Source organism: Streptomyces sp. NPDC057682 (assembly GCF_042799575.1).
Classification (GTDB): Bacteria; Actinomycetota; Actinomycetes; order Streptomycetales; family Streptomycetaceae; genus Streptomyces.
The window spans coordinates 109,272-124,584 of sequence record NZ_JBHVIN010000013.1 but is presented as its reverse complement, the minus strand read 5'-3'; the positions used below and the strand labels follow the sequence as shown (position 1 = coordinate 124,584).

The following is a 15,313-nucleotide window of genomic DNA, read 5'->3' as shown; positions in this document are numbered from 1 at the left end:
CGTGGCGAAGAAGCCGAAGAAGCAGACCCAGTCCGGCGGCACCCCCGCCACGGTGGCGCTGACCGCCGCGGGCACCGCCTTCACCGTGCACGCGTACGAGCACGACCCGGCGTCCGCCTCCTACGGCGAGGAGGCCGCCGAGGCCCTCGGGGTCTCCCCCGACCGCGTCTTCAAGACCCTCGTCGCCGACGTCGACGGCCGGCTGACCGTCGCCGTCGTCCCCGTGGCCGGCTCCCTCGACCTGAAGGCCCTCGCCTCCGCCGTCGGCGGCAAGCGCGCCACCATGGCCGACCCCGCCGCCGCCGAACGCACCACCGGCTACGTCCGCGGCGGCATCTCCCCCCTGGGCCAGCGCAAACGCCTCCCGACCGTCCTCGACGCCTGCGCCCGCGCCCACTCCACCATCTGCGTCTCCGCCGGCCGCCGCGGCCTGGAGGTCGAACTCTCCCCCGACGACCTGGCCACCCTGACCTCGGCGACGTTCGCCCCGATCGGCCGCGCGTAGAACGCTCGCGGCTCCACCCCGGCGAAACCGAGCCCACCCCGGCACGATCCAGCCCGTCCGGCGTTTGAGGACCGGGGGCCGGGGGCAGCGCCCCCGGTTACGGGAAGGGGCGGGGAGGGGAAGGGCCCCGCGCAGCGGCACCCCCCGCACCCCGCCCCATGCTCACCCCGCGGCAGCCGGCCCAGCGCCCCCGGACCCCCCGCCACCATCGGACGCCCCAGGCGGCACGGGCGGCACAGGCGCCCCGGACGCCCCGGGCCCGCCAACCGCCTCCGGCCCCCCGACCGGCGCCTCCGGCGCCCCCGGTACCCCGTACACCCCCCACGGCTCCGGATCCCGGGGCCCGAACAACGCCGTCAGCCCCAGATGCACCGCCATCGCCGCCAGCGACCACGCCAGCAGCGCCCCCTTCGCGTGCAGTTCCAGCGGCGCGTCGAAGATCACGCCCTTGCCGACCTCGCGCGCGTGCGCGACCACGTCGTCCGTCGGCCCGAGCCGCGTACCGAGCTGCCAGGCCAGCAGCGACCCGAGCACCCCGCCCACGGCGAGCCCGGCGACGAGCGGGATCCCGCCGCGCCGGTGGAACCAGAAGACGAGCCCCGCGGAGACCGCCCCGAAGGCCAGGCCCAGCAGCGCGAACGTGCCGTCGGCCCCGATCGCCTCCTCGCCCTCGCTGTCGCTGAGGAAGACCGCGCTGTCGTCGGAGACCAGCGGAACGCGCGGCGCCAGCCAGAGCCAGAGCAGTCCGAGGAGGATCCCGGCGACGGTCACGATGCCCGCGACGACCGCCGCGCGCCGCAGATCGGTACGGAGCGCCCCGTCGTCGTCGGTGGCCGGGGCCCAGGGATGGGACCCCGTACGGCCGTCCCCTTCCGGCGGCTTCTGCCACGGGTCGTGGGGCGAGGGCTGGTGCGGCGGCGTCAGAGGTGCGGTCACCGTGCCATCGTGCCAGGCGCCCCTGTCCGCCGCCTCACCGGACCGACGCCCTGCGGTACGCCCAGGCCGCCACGGCCAGCGAGAGGACGCCCACGGCCGCACAGACCCCGAGGTCGAGGGCGACGACCGCCCAGTCGGGCCGGGCGTCGAACGAGCGGGAGAGCGCCTCGACCCCGTACGTGGAGGGCAGCAGGTCCCGGGCCCAGCCCACCGGCCCCGGCAGCCGGTCGGCCGGCAGGACGCCCAGCAGCAGCGCCGCGGACATGCCGAGCTGGCCGAGCAGCGTGGCCAGTTCCTGGCGCGGGGCGAGCAGCCCGAGCGCGGCCCCGAGCCCCGAGAGCGCCGCCCCGGAGAGCGGGACGACGGCGACGAGCACCCAGAGATGGGCCATCGGCAGCCCGAACAGCACACTTCCGGCCACGGCCGTCACCACCGTGCCGGGCACGGTGAAGGAGGCGTACGCGCCGGCCGCTCCGAGCACCACGGCCGCGGGCGGCACCGGCAGCGTCGCGTAGTGGTCGAGCCCGCCGGCCGCCCGCAGCTGCCCGAAGTACTGGGCGAGCAGGTTCAGCGCGACGAAGGCGACGACCAGGACGCTGGATCCGGCCACCACCGCGCGCGCCTCGGCCCCGCCGTCCACGACTCCGCGCATCAGGACCATGATCCCGACGGACTGGAAGGTCGCCACGAAGAGCAGCGGGATCCGGGCCACCCGGGCCCGGCTGAGCTGCGCGCGGTAGACCGCGGCGAGGGAGGGGAACAGCCGGGCCCGGGGCGCCAGCGGCGCGGGCCCGGCTCCGGGCACGGGGCCCGCCCCGTTCGCCCCTGAGGTCTCGGTGGCCCCGGCCACCGCACTGATCGCGTTCACGCCTTCACCAGTCCCTGCGTCGCTCCCCCGCCGAGCGCGAGATAGACATCCTCCAGGCTGGGGGTCGCCAGGGTGAAGTCGTCGAGTGCGGCGAAGGCCGCGCCGCCGGTCACCGCGGCGACCGCGGCCCGTGCCTCGTCGGGTCCGAGCCGCAGTACCCAGCGCCGCCCGGACTCCTGGGCCGAGGCCCGCAGAGCGGCGACCTCGGGCACGTCCAGCGGCGCCCGCTCCCGCCACACCAGCTCCACCCGCACCTCCCCGGCGACGCGTTCCTTCAGCCCGGCCGGGGTGTCGCAGGCGATGACCCGGCCGCGTTCGACGACGGCGACCCGGTCGAGCACGGTCTCCGCCTCGATGACGTTGTGGGTGACCAGCACCACCGTGGCTCCGCGCTCCGCGCGCCGCCGGTCGACGGCGGCCCAGACGGCCCGCCGGGCGACGGGGTCCATCCCGGTCGTCGGCTCGTCGAGGATCAGCACCGGCCGCTCCCCGACCAGCGCGGCGGCCACGCACGCGAGCCTGCGCTGCCCGCCGGAGAGCTTCTTCAGCGGGCGGGCGGCGAGGTCGGTGAGGCCGAGTTCGGCGAGGACGGCGTCGCGTTCGGCGCGGGCCTCGCGCACGGGCAGTCCGCGGAGCCGGCCGGTGGTCTCGGCGGCGAGCCCGACCGTCAGCTCGTCGAGCGCGGTCGACTCCTGGCCGAGGTAGCCGATGAGCCGGGCGGCCCGGTCGGGGTGGCGCACCAGATCGTGGCCGAGGACGTGGATGGAGCCCGCGTCGGGCCGCATGAGTCCGGTGAGCTGGCGGACGAGGGTGGACTTCCCGGCGCCGTTGGGGCCGAGCAGTCCGAAGATCTCACCGCGCCGGACGTCCAGGCTGATGCCGTCGGTCGCCCGTACCTCGGGGGTGGCGGGCGTCCCGCGCCGGCCCCGGGCCGCGGGGTAGGTCTTGACCAGATCCCGCACCGCGCACACGGTGCCGTCCGCCGTCTGCGCCTGTGCTGTGCCCGTACTCACGAGGTACGAGGGTACGGGGTCGGGAGCGCCGCACGACGCCCGGGGCCGCACCGGTCGGACATCGACGCACGGGACGCGGACGGGGTTGAGCGGTGCGGATACCGATGCGGTCCCGAAGCGTCCGGACGAGCCCCGCCGGACCCGGGCGCGGGCTCGCCGGCACGCTCAGTCGCCGGAGGACACCGCGCGCTCCGGCTGCCCGGCGCCCGGGTGCCGTTCGGCGGCCGGGGCCTGCCGCTCGCCCGCGGGGGCGTGCTCCGGTTCGGTGGTGATGTCGATCTCGCGCCAGAATCCGGCCCGGATCGCGTAGCGGTCGTGCTCGTCGATCTGGTCGTCCTTGTGGGCGAGGAGTCCGAAGCGGGCGGCGTACCGGAGCAGTTCGCCGTCGATGCGGTGCGGGATGCGCGGGTAGAGGGCCGACAGCTTCGCGATGTGGACGGCTTCGGGCAGCCGTTCCATCCAGCGGCGGGCGAAGACCTGGCCCACCTCGAAGGGGTCGCCGCCGACCGTGGTGATGTCCTCCTCGCGGTCCGCCCAGCGCTGCTCGGCGCTGGTGAGCTGCGCGAGCGTGGGCAGGGACGCGGTCTCGGGCGGCTCGCCGACCGGGCCGCCGCGCTCCACCCAGCCCCGGTCGGAGGACCACCGCAGGGTGGCTCCGGACGGGGCGGCGACGGGGTGCGGGGCGGCGGGCTGGGGGGCCGGGCCGCGCAGGGTGCCGGCGAGGTCCTTGGGGGTGGGGACGCCCCGGCCGCCGTGGGCCTGCGGGGCCGGGGCCGGGGCGGTGTCGGCCGGGGTGGTGCGCCCGCCGGGGGCGGCGGCCTCGGCCCGGGCCTCGGAGGCCCGTTCGGCGGAGGCGGCGAGGGCGGCCTCGGGCAGCGGGGCGGAGAGGATCGCGGCGATCTCGGGGCGCGGCACGGGCGGGGGCGCGCAGCCGCCGCCGGTCTCCTTGGCGCGGACGGCCCGGGTGATCCAGGCACGGTCCAGGACGCGGCGTTCGTCGGCCTCGGCGACCAGGTCCTCGGACTGGTTGTAGTCGCCGTCGGCGGCCTGGACGGCCCAGAGGTGGACGGCGACGCCGTGCTCCTTGGCGGACATCAGTCCGGGCAGCAGGTCGCCGTCGCCGGTGACCAGGACGACGTCGGAGCAGGCCCGGTTCCGGGCCAGTTCGGTCAGCTCGGCGTGCATGGCCGCGTCGACGCCCTTCTGCGCCCACCGCCCGTCGCTGCGGGTGAGGGCGCCCAGCCGTACGGTCACGCGCGGCATGACGCGCAGTCTGCGGTGCTCGGGCTGGGGTACGCGGTCGGGGGCGCCGTCGAACCAGTAGATCCGCAGGAGCGGCTGGGCGGTGTCGGCCTCGGCCCGCTCGCGCAGCCCCTGGATCAGGGCGGCGTGGTCAACCGTGATGCGGGAACGGGCGGGCTCCCCGGCCAGCAGGCTCGCGGCCGCGCCCAGCAGGTAGCCGGCGTCCACCAGGACGACGCAACGGTCCACGCGTTCCACCCTCTTCCAGGAATTCGGGAACGGACCCGGCGGATCCGCCTCGTGGGGGAAGGGGCGGGCCGCTCACTCAGGGTTTCCTTCGAGTCTGCCCGACCACGCGGAGGTTAACGGCCGGAACTGGATCATCGGCGTGGCGGATCGCGAAAAGGGCGCATGATACCCCCTCACTACGCACGGTAATGATCCAACATGCGATGTATATCCGATTATGTGAATCTGACAGCGGTCCTGGCCCCGAGAGTCCCCACAGGAGGAACACCATGGCCAAGAACAAGAACCGCAAGCAGGGCGGACAGCAGGTTCGCGCGTCCGAGTCGGAGCGGGGCGCGCAGGACGCGCGTTCCAGCTCCTTCGAGTCGCAGAACCAGGCCCAGGCACAGGCCCAGGGCAGCCCTGCCGATGTTGCGCGTAAGCATCAGCGGCGCTTCGGCCACAACTGACCGGACTTCTCCGGTACGGCCACAGGCCGGTAGCCGAGAGGGGCGCACCCGCTGTCGCGGGGCGCCCCTCTCGTGCGTGCGGGTGCGGGCGGCGGCTCAGCCGGCCAGGCAGGACGGGCCGAGGAGCACCTTCAGGTCGCCGAAGAGCGCCGGATCGGGCTGCACCCGGTGGCGGTCGAGCCGGAGCACCGTGGTCTTGCGGGGGCCCTGGAGCTTGATCCGGACCTCGGTGTTGCCCCGGTGGTTGCTGAGCACCTCGCCGAGGCGGCTGACCATGGGCGGGGTGATCTTGACCGTGGGGATGGTCAGGACGACCGGCGCGTTGGTCCCCGCCGAGGACAGGTCCGGGACCTGCATCTCCATGGCGACGAGCCGGGGGACGTCCTCGCGCTTGTCGAGCCGGCCCTTGACGAAGACGACGGTGTCCTCGACGAGCTGGGTGGAGACCAACTGGTAGGTGGCGGGGAAGAACATGCACTCGATCGAGCCGGCCAGGTCCTCGACGGTGGCGATGGCCCAGGCGTTGCCCTGCTTGGTCATCTTGCGCTGGAGGCCGGAGATGATGCCGCCGATGGTGACGATCGCGCCGTCGCCGTGCTCGCCGCCAGTGAGCTGGGAGATCGCCGCGTCCGACTTGTCGCTCAGGACGTGCTCGATGCCGAAGAGCGGGTGGTCGGAGACGTAGAGCCCGAGCATCTCGCGCTCCTGGGCCAGCAGGTAGGACTTCTCCCACTCGATGTCGGAGAACTCCACGTCGAGCCCGAAGGCCGGCTCGTCGCTGCCCTCGTCGCCACCACCGAAGAGGTCGAACTGCCCCTCGGCCTCCTTGCGCTTGACCTGCACCACGTTGTCGATCATGGACTCGTGGTGGGCGACGAGGCCCTTGCGGGTGTGGCCCATCTCGTCGAAGGCGCCGGCCTTGATGAGCGATTCCACGGTCCGCTTGTTGCAGACGACCGCCTCGACCTTGTCCAGGAAGTCCGGGAAGGTGCTGTACTTCCCCTTCGCCTTGCGGCACCGGATGATCGAGTCCACGACGTTCTGGCCGACGTTCCGGACGGCCGTCAGCCCGAAGAGGATGACGTCGTCACCCTGGGCGGCGAAGTTGGACTCCGACTCGTTGACGTTCGGGGGGAGCACCTTGATGCCCATGCGCCGGCACTCGTTGAGGTAGACCGCGGACTTGTCCTTGTCGTCCTTGACCGAGGTGAGCAGCGCCGCCATGTACTCGGCGGGGTAGTTCGCCTTGAGGTACGCGGTCCAGTAGGTGACCAGCCCGTACGCGGAGGAGTGCGCCTTGTTGAAGGCGTAGCCGGCGAACGGCACCAGCACGTCCCAGAGCGCCTTGATCGCCTCGTCCGAGAAGCCGTTCTTCTTGGCGCCCGCCTCGAAGAGGACGAAGTTCTTCGCCAGCTCCTCGGGCTTCTTCTTGCCCATCACGCGGCGCAGGATGTCGGCCTCGCCGAGCGAGTAGCCGGCGACGATCTGGGCGGCCTTCTGCACCTGCTCCTGGTACACGATCAGGCCGTAGGTGAGGCCGAGGACCTCCTTGAGGGGCTCCTCCAGCTCCGGGTGGATCGGGGTGATCTCCTGGCGGCCGTTCTTGCGCTCGGCGTAGTTCGTGTGCGAGTTCATGCCCATCGGGCCCGGCCGGTAGAGGGCCGAGACGGCGGAGATGTCCTCGAAGTTGTCGGGCTGCATCTGGCGGAGCAGGGAGCGCATCGGCCCGCCGTCGAACTGGAACACCCCGAGCGTGTCGCCGCGGCAGAGCAGTTCGTAGGTCTTGGGATCGTCCAGCGGCAGGGCGAGCATCTCCAGGTCGATGCCCTTGTTGGCCTTCACCATCTTGATGGCGTCGTCCATGATCGTCAGGTTGCGCAGCCCGAGGAAGTCCATCTTCAGCAGGCCGAGCGACTCGCACTGCGGGTAGTCCCACTGCGTGATGGTGACGCCGTCGGTGTGCCGCACCCAGACCGGGGCGTGGTCGACGATCGGTTCGCTGGACATGATCACGCCGGCGGCGTGCACGCCCATCTGCCGGACCAGGCCCTCGACGCCCTTCGCGGTGTCGATGACCTTCTGGACGTCCGGCTCGTTCTCGTACATCCCCCGGATCTCGCCCGCCTCGCTGTAGCGCGGGTGCTTGGGGTCGGTGATGCCGCTGAGGTCGATGCCCTTGCCGAGGACGTCGGCGGGCATGGCCTTGGTGAGCCGGTCGCCCATCGCGTACGGGTAGCCGAGGACGCGGGCGGAGTCCTTGATGGCGTTCTTGGCCTTGATCTTGCCGTAGGTGCCGATCATGGCGACCTTGTCGGCGCCGTACTTCTCGGTGACGTACCGGATGACCTCCACGCGCCGGCGTTCGTCGAAGTCGATGTCGACGTCGGGCATGGAGACGCGCTCCGGGTTGAGGAAGCGCTCGAAGATCAGCCCGTGCTGGATCGGGTCGAGGTCGGTGATGCCCATGGCGTACGCCACGATCGAACCGGCCGCGGAGCCTCGGCCGGGGCCGACCGCGATGCCGTTGTTCTTGGCCCACATGATGAAGTCGGCGACGACGAGGAAGTACCCCGGGAACCCCATCTGGATGATGATGTCCATCTCGTACTCGACCTGCTTCTGCCGGTCCTCGGGGACTCCGCCCGGGTAGCGGCGGGCCATGCCCACCCGGACCTCCTCCTGGAACCAGGTGACCTCGGTGAAGCCCTCCGGGATCTCGAACTTCGGCATCAGGTCGCGCTTCTCGAACATTCCGGTGGTGTCGATCTGCTCCGCGACCAGCAGGGTGTTGGCGCACCCCTGCTGCCAGGCGTCCGAGGAGTCGACGGCGTACATCTCGTCCGTCGTCTTGAGGTAGTAGCCGGTGCCGTCGAAGCGGAAGCGGTCGGGGTCGGAGAGGTTCTTGCCGGTCTGGATGCAGAGCAGCGCGTCGTGTGCGGTCGCCTCGCTGGCGTAGGTGTAGTGCGAGTCGTTCGTCACCAGCGGCGGGATGTTCAGCTTCTTGCCGATCTCCAGCAGCCCGTCGCGGACCCGGCGCTCGATCTCGATGCCGTGGTCCATCAGCTCCAGGAAGTACCGGTCCTGGCCGAAGATGTCCTTGTAGTCGGAGGCGGCCTGGACGGCCTCGTCGAACTGGCCGAGCCGCAGCCGGGTCTGCACCTCGCCGGAGGGGCAGCCGGTGGAGGCGATCAGGCCCTCGGACCACTGCGCGATGGTCTCCTTGTCCATGCGCGGCCACTTCTGGAGCCAGCCCTCGGCGTAGGCGTCGGAGGAGAGCTTGAAGAGGTTGTGCAGCCCGGTGTTGTTCGCCGCCCAGATCGTCTTGTGGGTGTAACCGCCGGAACCGGAGATGTCGTCGCGCTTCTGGTGCGGCTGGCCCCAGAGGATCTTGCGCTTGTGCTTGCGCGACTCGGGCGCGACGTACGCCTCGATGCCGATGATCGGCGTCACACCCGCCTTCTTCGCGGAGTGGAAGAAGTCGTACGCCCCGTGCAGGTTGCCGTGGTCGGTCATGGCGATATGGGACATGCCCATCTCGTTGCACGCCTCGAACATGTCCTTGAGCCGCGCGGCACCGTCCAGCAGCGAGTACTGGGTGTGGACGTGAAGGTGCGTGAAAGGCGGCTTGGTCACGGCGCTGTGCCTCCGGGGGAACACGGGATGACGGGCTGGGGGGACAGCGTGGAAGTCTACGTCTCCCGGGTCACGAGTGACGGGCACTCCGCGATACGGTCGCGCGTTGGAAGGGCGGGGACACCCGTCCCTTTTGTCATGTACTTCGTCATGCAGGCCCGGTACCAGGAGGCACCCAGAGATGTCGGACACGCAGACCGGCGCAGCGTCGCGCGGGGAGCAGATCCTTGAGGTCTTCGACACGGCGTTCGGGGAGCTGCTGGCGGCCGACCCGGCCGCCTTCCGGGTGAAGTTCCGCAAGATGGCCGGCTCCGCCTTCGCGTTCTACCGGGGCACGGCCTGCCTCTTCTACCACGACCTGGCGCGCGAGCGGCACGGCGGTCCGTATCTGGACGAGCGCACCGGCCGAGTGTGGATCCACGGCGATCTGCACGCGGAGAACTTCGGCACCTACATGGACGCCAACGGCCGGCTGATCTTCAATGTGAACGACTTCGACGAGGCCTACGTCGGCCCCTTCACCTGGGACCTCAAGCGCTTCGCCGCCTCGGTCGCCCTGATCGGGTACGCGAAGGCGCTGGGCGACGAGCAGATCAGCGACCTGGTCCGGGTGTACGCGGCGGCCTACCGGGAGCGGATCCACGCGCTGGCGACGGGCGCGAAGAGCACCGAGGTGCCGCCGTTCACGCTGGACACCGCCGAGGGCCCGCTGCTGGGCGCCCTGCGCGCCGCCCGTTCGCTGACCCGGTTCTCGCTGCTGGACTCGATGACCGAGATCCGGGAGTACGAGCGCCGGTTCACGGAGGGCGGCGGCGCGATCGACCTGGACGCGGCCACGCGCTACAAGGTGCTCGCCGCCTTCGACGGCTACCTGGAGACGCTGCCGGAGTCCAGTCTGACCCGCCCGGACTCCTACCGGGTCAAGGACGTCGTGGGGCGGCGCGGGATCGGTATCGGCTCGGCCGGCCTGCCCTCGTACAACATCCTTCTGGAGGGCAACAGCGACGCCCTGGAGAACGATGTGGTGATCTACCTCAAGCAGGCGCAGACCCCGGCCGTCTCGCGGCACATCACGGATCCGGCGGTGCGGGGGTACTTCCAGCACGAGGGGCACCGCACGGTGATCTCGCAGCGCGCCCTCCAGGCGCACGCCGACCCGTGGCTGGGCTGGACCGAGCTGGACGGGGCCGGCCAGCTGGTCGCCGAGGTCTCGCCGTACGCGGTGGACCTGGACTGGTCCGACATCGACGAGCCCGACGAGATCGCGGCGGTCGTCGCCGACCTCGGCCGGGCGACGGCGACGATGCACGCGGCGGCGGACGACGAGAGCGGCCACTCGCTCGTGCCGTACTCGACGGAGCGGGCGATCGACGCGGCCGTCGCGGCCGACGAGGAGGGCTTCGGCGAGCTGCTGGTCGATTTCGCCCACTCCTACGGGGCGCGGGCGCGGGCGGACCACCAGATCTTCGTGGACCTCTTCCGCAACGGGCGCATCCCCGGGCTCTGAGCCCCCGGACGCCTCGTCCGGCACCCGGCCCCGTGGGTCTTCCCACAGGCCGGGGCCCCCTTTAGCGTTCGCTTACAGGTTCGCATGCGACACTCCAGGGCGATGGACATATCCGGGACGCAGCTCAGACTCGTGCGCGCGGCGCTCTTCACAGCGCTCGTCGTGACGCTCTCGGCTGCCTCCCATGTGCTGCTCTCCCGGGTCCCGCTGCCGCTGACCCTGGTCGCGGTGCTGGCCGGCGCGGTCTTCGTGACGGCGTTCGCGCTGGCGGGCCGGGAGCGCGGCTTCGGGGCCATCGCCGGGCTGCTGGTCCCGTTGGAGCTGGCCGCCGACACCGTCTTCACCACCGGCCAGCACGTCTGTTACGGGGCGGCCGGCGGCCCGATAGCGGGGCCGCTGCGTTCGGTGGGCGTCGACGTGCTCTGCGGCGGCGGCGATGTCGGACCGGCTGCGACGGGCCTCGGCGGCGTCGGTGACATGAGCACCCCGCTGGCCTCGGTGACCGCGGGCGGCCACGGCGCCGCCGCGCTGCTGGCCTCGCCGGGCCCCCTGGTGCCGTGGCTGCTGCTGGCCGCGCATGTGGCGGTCGGGCTGCTCGCGGCCGCCTGGCTGCACCGCGGCGAGCGGGCCCTGGCCGGTGCGCTGGGCGCGTTCGCCCTGATGGCGTTCCGGCCGCTGCTGATCGCGGTGGCCGTCGCCGGGACGGCCGGCCGCTCGGTGCGCCCGCGGGTCCCGGCTCTCGGCCGCGGCCCGCACCCGCCGCTCCGCACCCGGCTCCTCGTGCACTCCGTGGGACGGAGGGGACCGCCGTACTCGGCCCGCGTCACCGCCTGAGCACGTACGTCCCTGATCACGCACCACCCGCACCCACGGAGACCTCACCATGAGCAAGCGCAACAGCCAGGCCAACAAGTCCGCCGCCCGCGAGCGGATGCGCGTCGAGCGCGAGCGCCAGGCCAAGAAGGACAAGGCCCGCCGCCAGGTCGTCGTCGGCGTCTCGGTCGTCGCGGCCCTCGCCGTCGCCGGCGGCGTGGCGTACGGCGTCATGCAGATGAACAAGCCGGGCCACTGGGAGGACGCGGCCAAGTCCGGCAGCGTCACCGCCCCGAAGAACACCACGGGCGAGAACGGCACGACCGTCGTGATCGGCAAGGACTCCGCCAAGAAGACCCTGGAGCTGTACGAGGACTCCCGCTGCCCGATCTGCGCCTCCTTCGAGCAGACCGTCGGCGACACCGTCCACAAGGACGTGGACGCCGGCAAGTACAAGGTCAAGTACATCGGCGCCACGTTCATCGACAACAGCGACAACGGCGAGGGCTCGAAGAACGCGCTGAGCGCCCTGGGCGCGGCGCTCGACGTGAGCCCGCAGGCCTTCCTCGACTACAAGTACGCGCTCTACTCGGCGAAGTACCACCCGCAGGAGACCGACGACAAGTTCAAGGACGACTCGTACCTGATCAAGGTCGCCGACACGGTGGACGCGCTGAAGGGCAACGCCGCCTTCCAGAAGAACGTCAAGGACGGCACGTACGACGCCTGGGCGATGAAGATGTCCGCCGCCTTCGACAAGAGCGGCGTCCAGGGCACCCCGACCCTGAAGATGGACGGCAAAGCTCTGACCGGTTCGGACGGGAAGAACGCCCCGATGACCGTGGCGGACTTCAACACGGCGATCACCGCCGCGCTGAAGGGCTGACCCCCACCGCATCGCACGACGGGCGGCGCGCACCCCGCGGGGTGCGCGCCGCCCGCGCCGTGTCCCCGTCCGCGCGGACCGTCGGATTCCGGCCAGGGCGACGCGTGTTGACGGGGGATGACGGTCCCGCGTCGGGCGTTTTTCGCTACGGATCCAATGCGGACACACCGCCCTCCGGATCGGCCCATGAGATGACGTCCGTCTCTCAAACTCCCGGGCGGGCAGAAGATTTTCTTCCCGTTGCCCCGATTCGCCCCATGAATGATTGGGCCGAATCGATTCTCCCCCGTACGTGACATGCCCACGTAATCTCCCGGCGGCAGGTGAGGAAATCCCTCCCCCACACCCTCTGCTAGGAGTCCTCGTGCGCACTCTCGCCCGTGTATCCCCACTCCTGCGTCACCGTGCGTTCGGCACCGCCCTGCTGGCCGGAACCCTGGCCCTGGCCCCCCTCACCGTCTCCTCCGGCGCCTCCGCCGCCTCCGGCACCACGACCGCGGCCGCCGCCGAGGACTGTGCCGGCACGACCGCCCCGGCCGCCGCCCGCGAAGCCCGCCCCTCGGGCCCGAAGCACGCCTCGGACCCCAACGAGCTGTCCGCCGCCCAGGCCACCGCCATGGACCGGCAGATGCGGCAGAGACTCGCCGAGCGGCGGGTCAGCGGCCCCTCGCTCGCCGCCGGCGCGACCATCCCGGTGTACTTCCACGTCATCCACTCGGGCACCGCGGGCAAGCTCAGCGCCTCCGCCATCAACTCCCAGATGAGCGTGCTCAACGCCGCGTACGCCGGCCAGGGCACAGGCAACACCCCCACCGGCTTCCAGTTCACCCTGGCCGGGACCGACTACACGGACAACTCCACCTGGTACAACGTCTCGGACGGCACCTCCGCCGAGCGGTCCATGAAAACCGCCCTGCGCAAGGGCGGCAAGAACGCGCTCAACATCTACACCGCCAATCTCGGCGGCGGGCTGCTCGGCTGGGCGACCTTCCCCAGCTCCTACAGCTCCAGCCCCTCCATGGACGGTGTGGTGATCCTGAACTCCTCGCTGCCCGGCGGCTCCGCCACCAACTACAACCAGGGCGACACCGCGACGCACGAGGTCGGCCACTGGATGGGCCTCTACCACACGTTCCAGGGCGGCTGCAACGGAAACGGCGACTACGTCTCCGACACCCCGGCGGAGTCGAGCCCCGCGTACGAGTGCCCGACCGGGCGCGACTCCTGCACCAACAAGACGGGGGTGGACCCGATCCACAACTTCATGGACTACACCTACGACTCCTGCATGTACCAGTTCACGGCGGGCCAGGTGCAGCGGATGAGCGACAGCTGGACCGCGTACCGCGGCTGACCGCCGGACACGCAGGAGGCCCCGCGCGGCGGCGCGGGGCCTCCTCGCGTTCCGGCCGGGTCCGGCCGGGCCTCAGAGTGTGGCGAGGAAGCCGATCGCGACCTTCCAGGCCAGCTCCGCCGACTCCCGGTCGAAGTCCGGCAGCTCGGGGTCGGTGAACAGATGGCCCGCACCGGGGTAGCGGTAGATCTCGACATCGGCCCCGGTCCGCTGCATCTGCAGGTACCAGGAGTTCAGCCAGTCGGCCGTCTCGAACACATCGGGGTCCGCGACGTGCAGCTGCACCGGCAGCTCGTCCACCGAGGCGTTCTCCGCGATGTCCGAGGTGCCGTGGAACAGCAGCAGCCCGCGGGCCTTCGCGTCCCCGAGCGCCAGCGTCTGGGCGACGGACGCGCCGAGCGAGAACCCCGCGTAGACCAGTCCCCGGTCGGAGTAGGGCGCGGCGGCCAGCACGGCCCGCTTCAGCAGCTCCTCCTTGCCGGTCTCCTCCTTGAAGGCCAGCCCCTCCTCGACGGATTCGAAGGTGTGTCCCGCGAAGAGATCGGGCACGTGCACCTCATGCCCGACGGCACGCAGCCGGTCGGCCGCCGCGTGCACCGCGGGGCGCAGGCCGTACGTCGAGTGGAAAAGCATGATGTTCATGGGGCCCATGGTGCCAGCCGCGGCCCCGTCCGCCGGACAGGCCCCACGGCCGGGAGGAGAGAGCGACGGCATGGAGAACGTACTGCGCCCGGTGATCGTCCTCGGCGGAACGGCCGTGGTGACCCTGGTCGCGGGCTGGCTGCTGGACCTCCTGCTCAGACGGGCCGACGGCCGGCACCACGAGACCCCGCTCTGGGGACTCCTGCGGCGCTGCCGGATCCCGTTCCAGCTGACACTCGCCACGGCCCTGCTGCGGGCGACGTACATCCACACCCGGCTCGGCCTGGTCCTCGACCACCGCACCGGCATCGGCCAGATCCTCACCCTGGTGCTGATCGGGGCGTCGGCCTGGCTGGTGGTGCGGATCGCCGTGGCGATCGTGGACTCGGTGTACGCGCGCTACGCGGCGAACACCCGGGACCCGGCGCGGGTGCGGCGGGTCCGGACGCAGGTGACGCTGATCCAGCGGGTGGTCATCGCGATCGTGACGACCGTCGCCGTCGCCGCGATGCTGCTCACCTTCCCCGCGATGCAGACGGTCGGCACCTCGATGCTGGCCTCGGCCGGGCTGCTGGGCATCGTCGCCGGTGTGGCCGCCCAGTCCACCCTGGGCAATCTCTTCGCGGGACTTCAGATCGCCTTCGGCGACATGGTGAGGATCGGCGACACCGTGGTGGTGGACGGCGAGTGGGGCACGATCGAGGAGATCACGCTGACCTTCCTCGCGGTGCGGACCTGGGACGAGCGGCGGATCACGATGCCGGTGTCGTACTTCACCAGCAAGCCCTTCGAGAACTGGTCGCGCGGCGGGGTCCAGATGACCGGTTCGGTCTTCTTCCACCTCGACCACGCGGCGCCGGTGGCCGCCATGCGCGAGCAGTTGCGCGACATCCTGGGCGAGTGCGCGGCCTGGGACGGCCGCGACTGGTCGCTGGCGGTCACCGACACCACGCCCTCCACGATCCAGGTGCGCGCGGTCGTGACGGCCAAGGACGCGAACGACATCTGGACGGTGCGCTGTGTGGTCCGGGAGCAGCTGATCGGCTGGCTGCGCGACCACCATCCGTACGCGCTGCCGAGGATCGCCACGGCCCCGGCGGCGCTGCCGGACGGCGACGCCCGGCCGAGCGTCCAGGGACCGTCCGAGAAGCCCGCGGGCTGGGGACGCGCCCCGCGCACCGGCCGCGGCTGAACGGTCCCGGCGGGCGGGTCCGGG

General features: G+C 71.7%; 13 protein-coding genes. 7 read left to right on the top strand and 6 right to left on the bottom strand.

The window, feature by feature from the left end:
* Nucleotide 1 precedes the first annotated feature (1 nt).
* A complete protein-coding gene (gene ybaK, locus ACFVDM_RS23920; protein ID WP_383643574.1) occupies nucleotides 2-505 on the top strand; it encodes a Cys-tRNA(Pro) deacylase in 504 nt (167 codons plus the stop codon).
* A 162-nt stretch (nucleotides 506-667) separates the two neighbouring features.
* Here the strand turns inward: ybaK and ACFVDM_RS23915 are convergent, their stop codons facing one another.
* The 4 genes from ACFVDM_RS23915 to ACFVDM_RS23900 form a co-directional block, all read right to left on the bottom strand.
* Nucleotides 668-1,441 carry an ABC transporter permease gene (locus tag ACFVDM_RS23915; RefSeq protein ID WP_383643571.1) on the bottom strand — a complete coding sequence of 258 codons (774 nt, stop codon included), beginning with the start codon at nucleotides 1,439-1,441 and terminating at the stop codon, nucleotides 668-670.
* A gap of 34 nt (nucleotides 1,442-1,475) precedes the next feature.
* Complete coding sequence (locus ACFVDM_RS23910) at nucleotides 1,476-2,291, bottom strand: ABC transporter permease (protein WP_383643965.1); 816 nt, start codon at nucleotides 2,289-2,291, stop codon at nucleotides 1,476-1,478.
* Nucleotides 2,292-2,305: 14 nt separating this feature from the next.
* On the bottom strand, nucleotides 2,306-3,280 hold the full coding sequence (locus ACFVDM_RS23905; RefSeq protein WP_383643962.1) for an ABC transporter ATP-binding protein: 975 nt from the start codon (nucleotides 3,278-3,280) through the stop codon (nucleotides 2,306-2,308).
* A 207-nt stretch (nucleotides 3,281-3,487) separates the two neighbouring features.
* Nucleotides 3,488-4,822: an NYN domain-containing protein gene (locus ACFVDM_RS23900; protein WP_383643568.1), complete on the bottom strand. Its 1,335-nt coding sequence runs from the start codon at nucleotides 4,820-4,822 to the stop codon at nucleotides 3,488-3,490.
* Between the two features lie 260 nt (nucleotides 4,823-5,082).
* Between ACFVDM_RS23900 and ACFVDM_RS23895 the strand changes: the two genes are divergently transcribed.
* Entirely contained in the window at nucleotides 5,083-5,262 is a 180-nt protein-coding gene (locus tag ACFVDM_RS23895) for a hypothetical protein (RefSeq protein WP_383643566.1), read from the top strand.
* A gap of 96 nt (nucleotides 5,263-5,358) precedes the next feature.
* Here ACFVDM_RS23895 and dnaE read toward each other — a convergent pair whose 3' ends face one another.
* Complete coding sequence (gene dnaE / locus ACFVDM_RS23890; protein ID WP_383643563.1) at nucleotides 5,359-8,895, bottom strand: DNA polymerase III subunit alpha; 3,537 nt, start codon at nucleotides 8,893-8,895, stop codon at nucleotides 5,359-5,361.
* 181 nt (nucleotides 8,896-9,076) lie between these two features.
* Here dnaE and ACFVDM_RS23885 point away from each other — a divergent pair, with 181 nt between their 5' ends.
* The 4 genes from ACFVDM_RS23885 to ACFVDM_RS23870 all read left to right on the top strand — a co-directional run bounded on the left by ACFVDM_RS23885 (nucleotide 9,077) and on the right by ACFVDM_RS23870 (nucleotide 13,455).
* The gene (locus ACFVDM_RS23885) at nucleotides 9,077-10,402 is read left to right on the top strand and encodes a DUF2252 domain-containing protein (RefSeq protein ID WP_383643560.1); all 1,326 of its coding nucleotides are present in this window, start codon (nucleotides 9,077-9,079) and stop codon (nucleotides 10,400-10,402) included.
* A gap of 102 nt (nucleotides 10,403-10,504) precedes the next feature.
* The gene (locus ACFVDM_RS23880) at nucleotides 10,505-11,236 is read left to right on the top strand and encodes a hypothetical protein (protein ID WP_383643557.1); all 732 of its coding nucleotides are present in this window, start codon (nucleotides 10,505-10,507) and stop codon (nucleotides 11,234-11,236) included.
* Between the two features lie 49 nt (nucleotides 11,237-11,285).
* On the top strand, nucleotides 11,286-12,101 hold the full coding sequence (locus tag ACFVDM_RS23875) for a DsbA family protein (RefSeq protein WP_383643554.1): 816 nt from the start codon (nucleotides 11,286-11,288) through the stop codon (nucleotides 12,099-12,101).
* Between the two features lie 364 nt (nucleotides 12,102-12,465).
* Nucleotides 12,466-13,455: a zinc metalloprotease gene (locus tag ACFVDM_RS23870; RefSeq protein ID WP_383643551.1), complete on the top strand. Its 990-nt coding sequence runs from the start codon at nucleotides 12,466-12,468 to the stop codon at nucleotides 13,453-13,455.
* A 72-nt stretch (nucleotides 13,456-13,527) separates the two neighbouring features.
* Here ACFVDM_RS23870 and ACFVDM_RS23865 read toward each other — a convergent pair whose 3' ends face one another.
* Nucleotides 13,528-14,106 (bottom strand): dienelactone hydrolase family protein, encoded by a 579-nt coding sequence (locus ACFVDM_RS23865; RefSeq protein WP_383643548.1) that lies wholly within the window; start codon nucleotides 14,104-14,106, stop codon nucleotides 13,528-13,530.
* Nucleotides 14,107-14,167: 61 nt separating this feature from the next.
* On the opposite strand from ACFVDM_RS23865, the gene ACFVDM_RS23860 reads away from it, so the two are divergent.
* The gene (locus tag ACFVDM_RS23860; RefSeq protein ID WP_383643545.1) at nucleotides 14,168-15,289 is read left to right on the top strand and encodes a mechanosensitive ion channel family protein; all 1,122 of its coding nucleotides are present in this window, start codon (nucleotides 14,168-14,170) and stop codon (nucleotides 15,287-15,289) included.
* Nucleotides 15,290-15,313 lie beyond the last annotated feature (24 nt).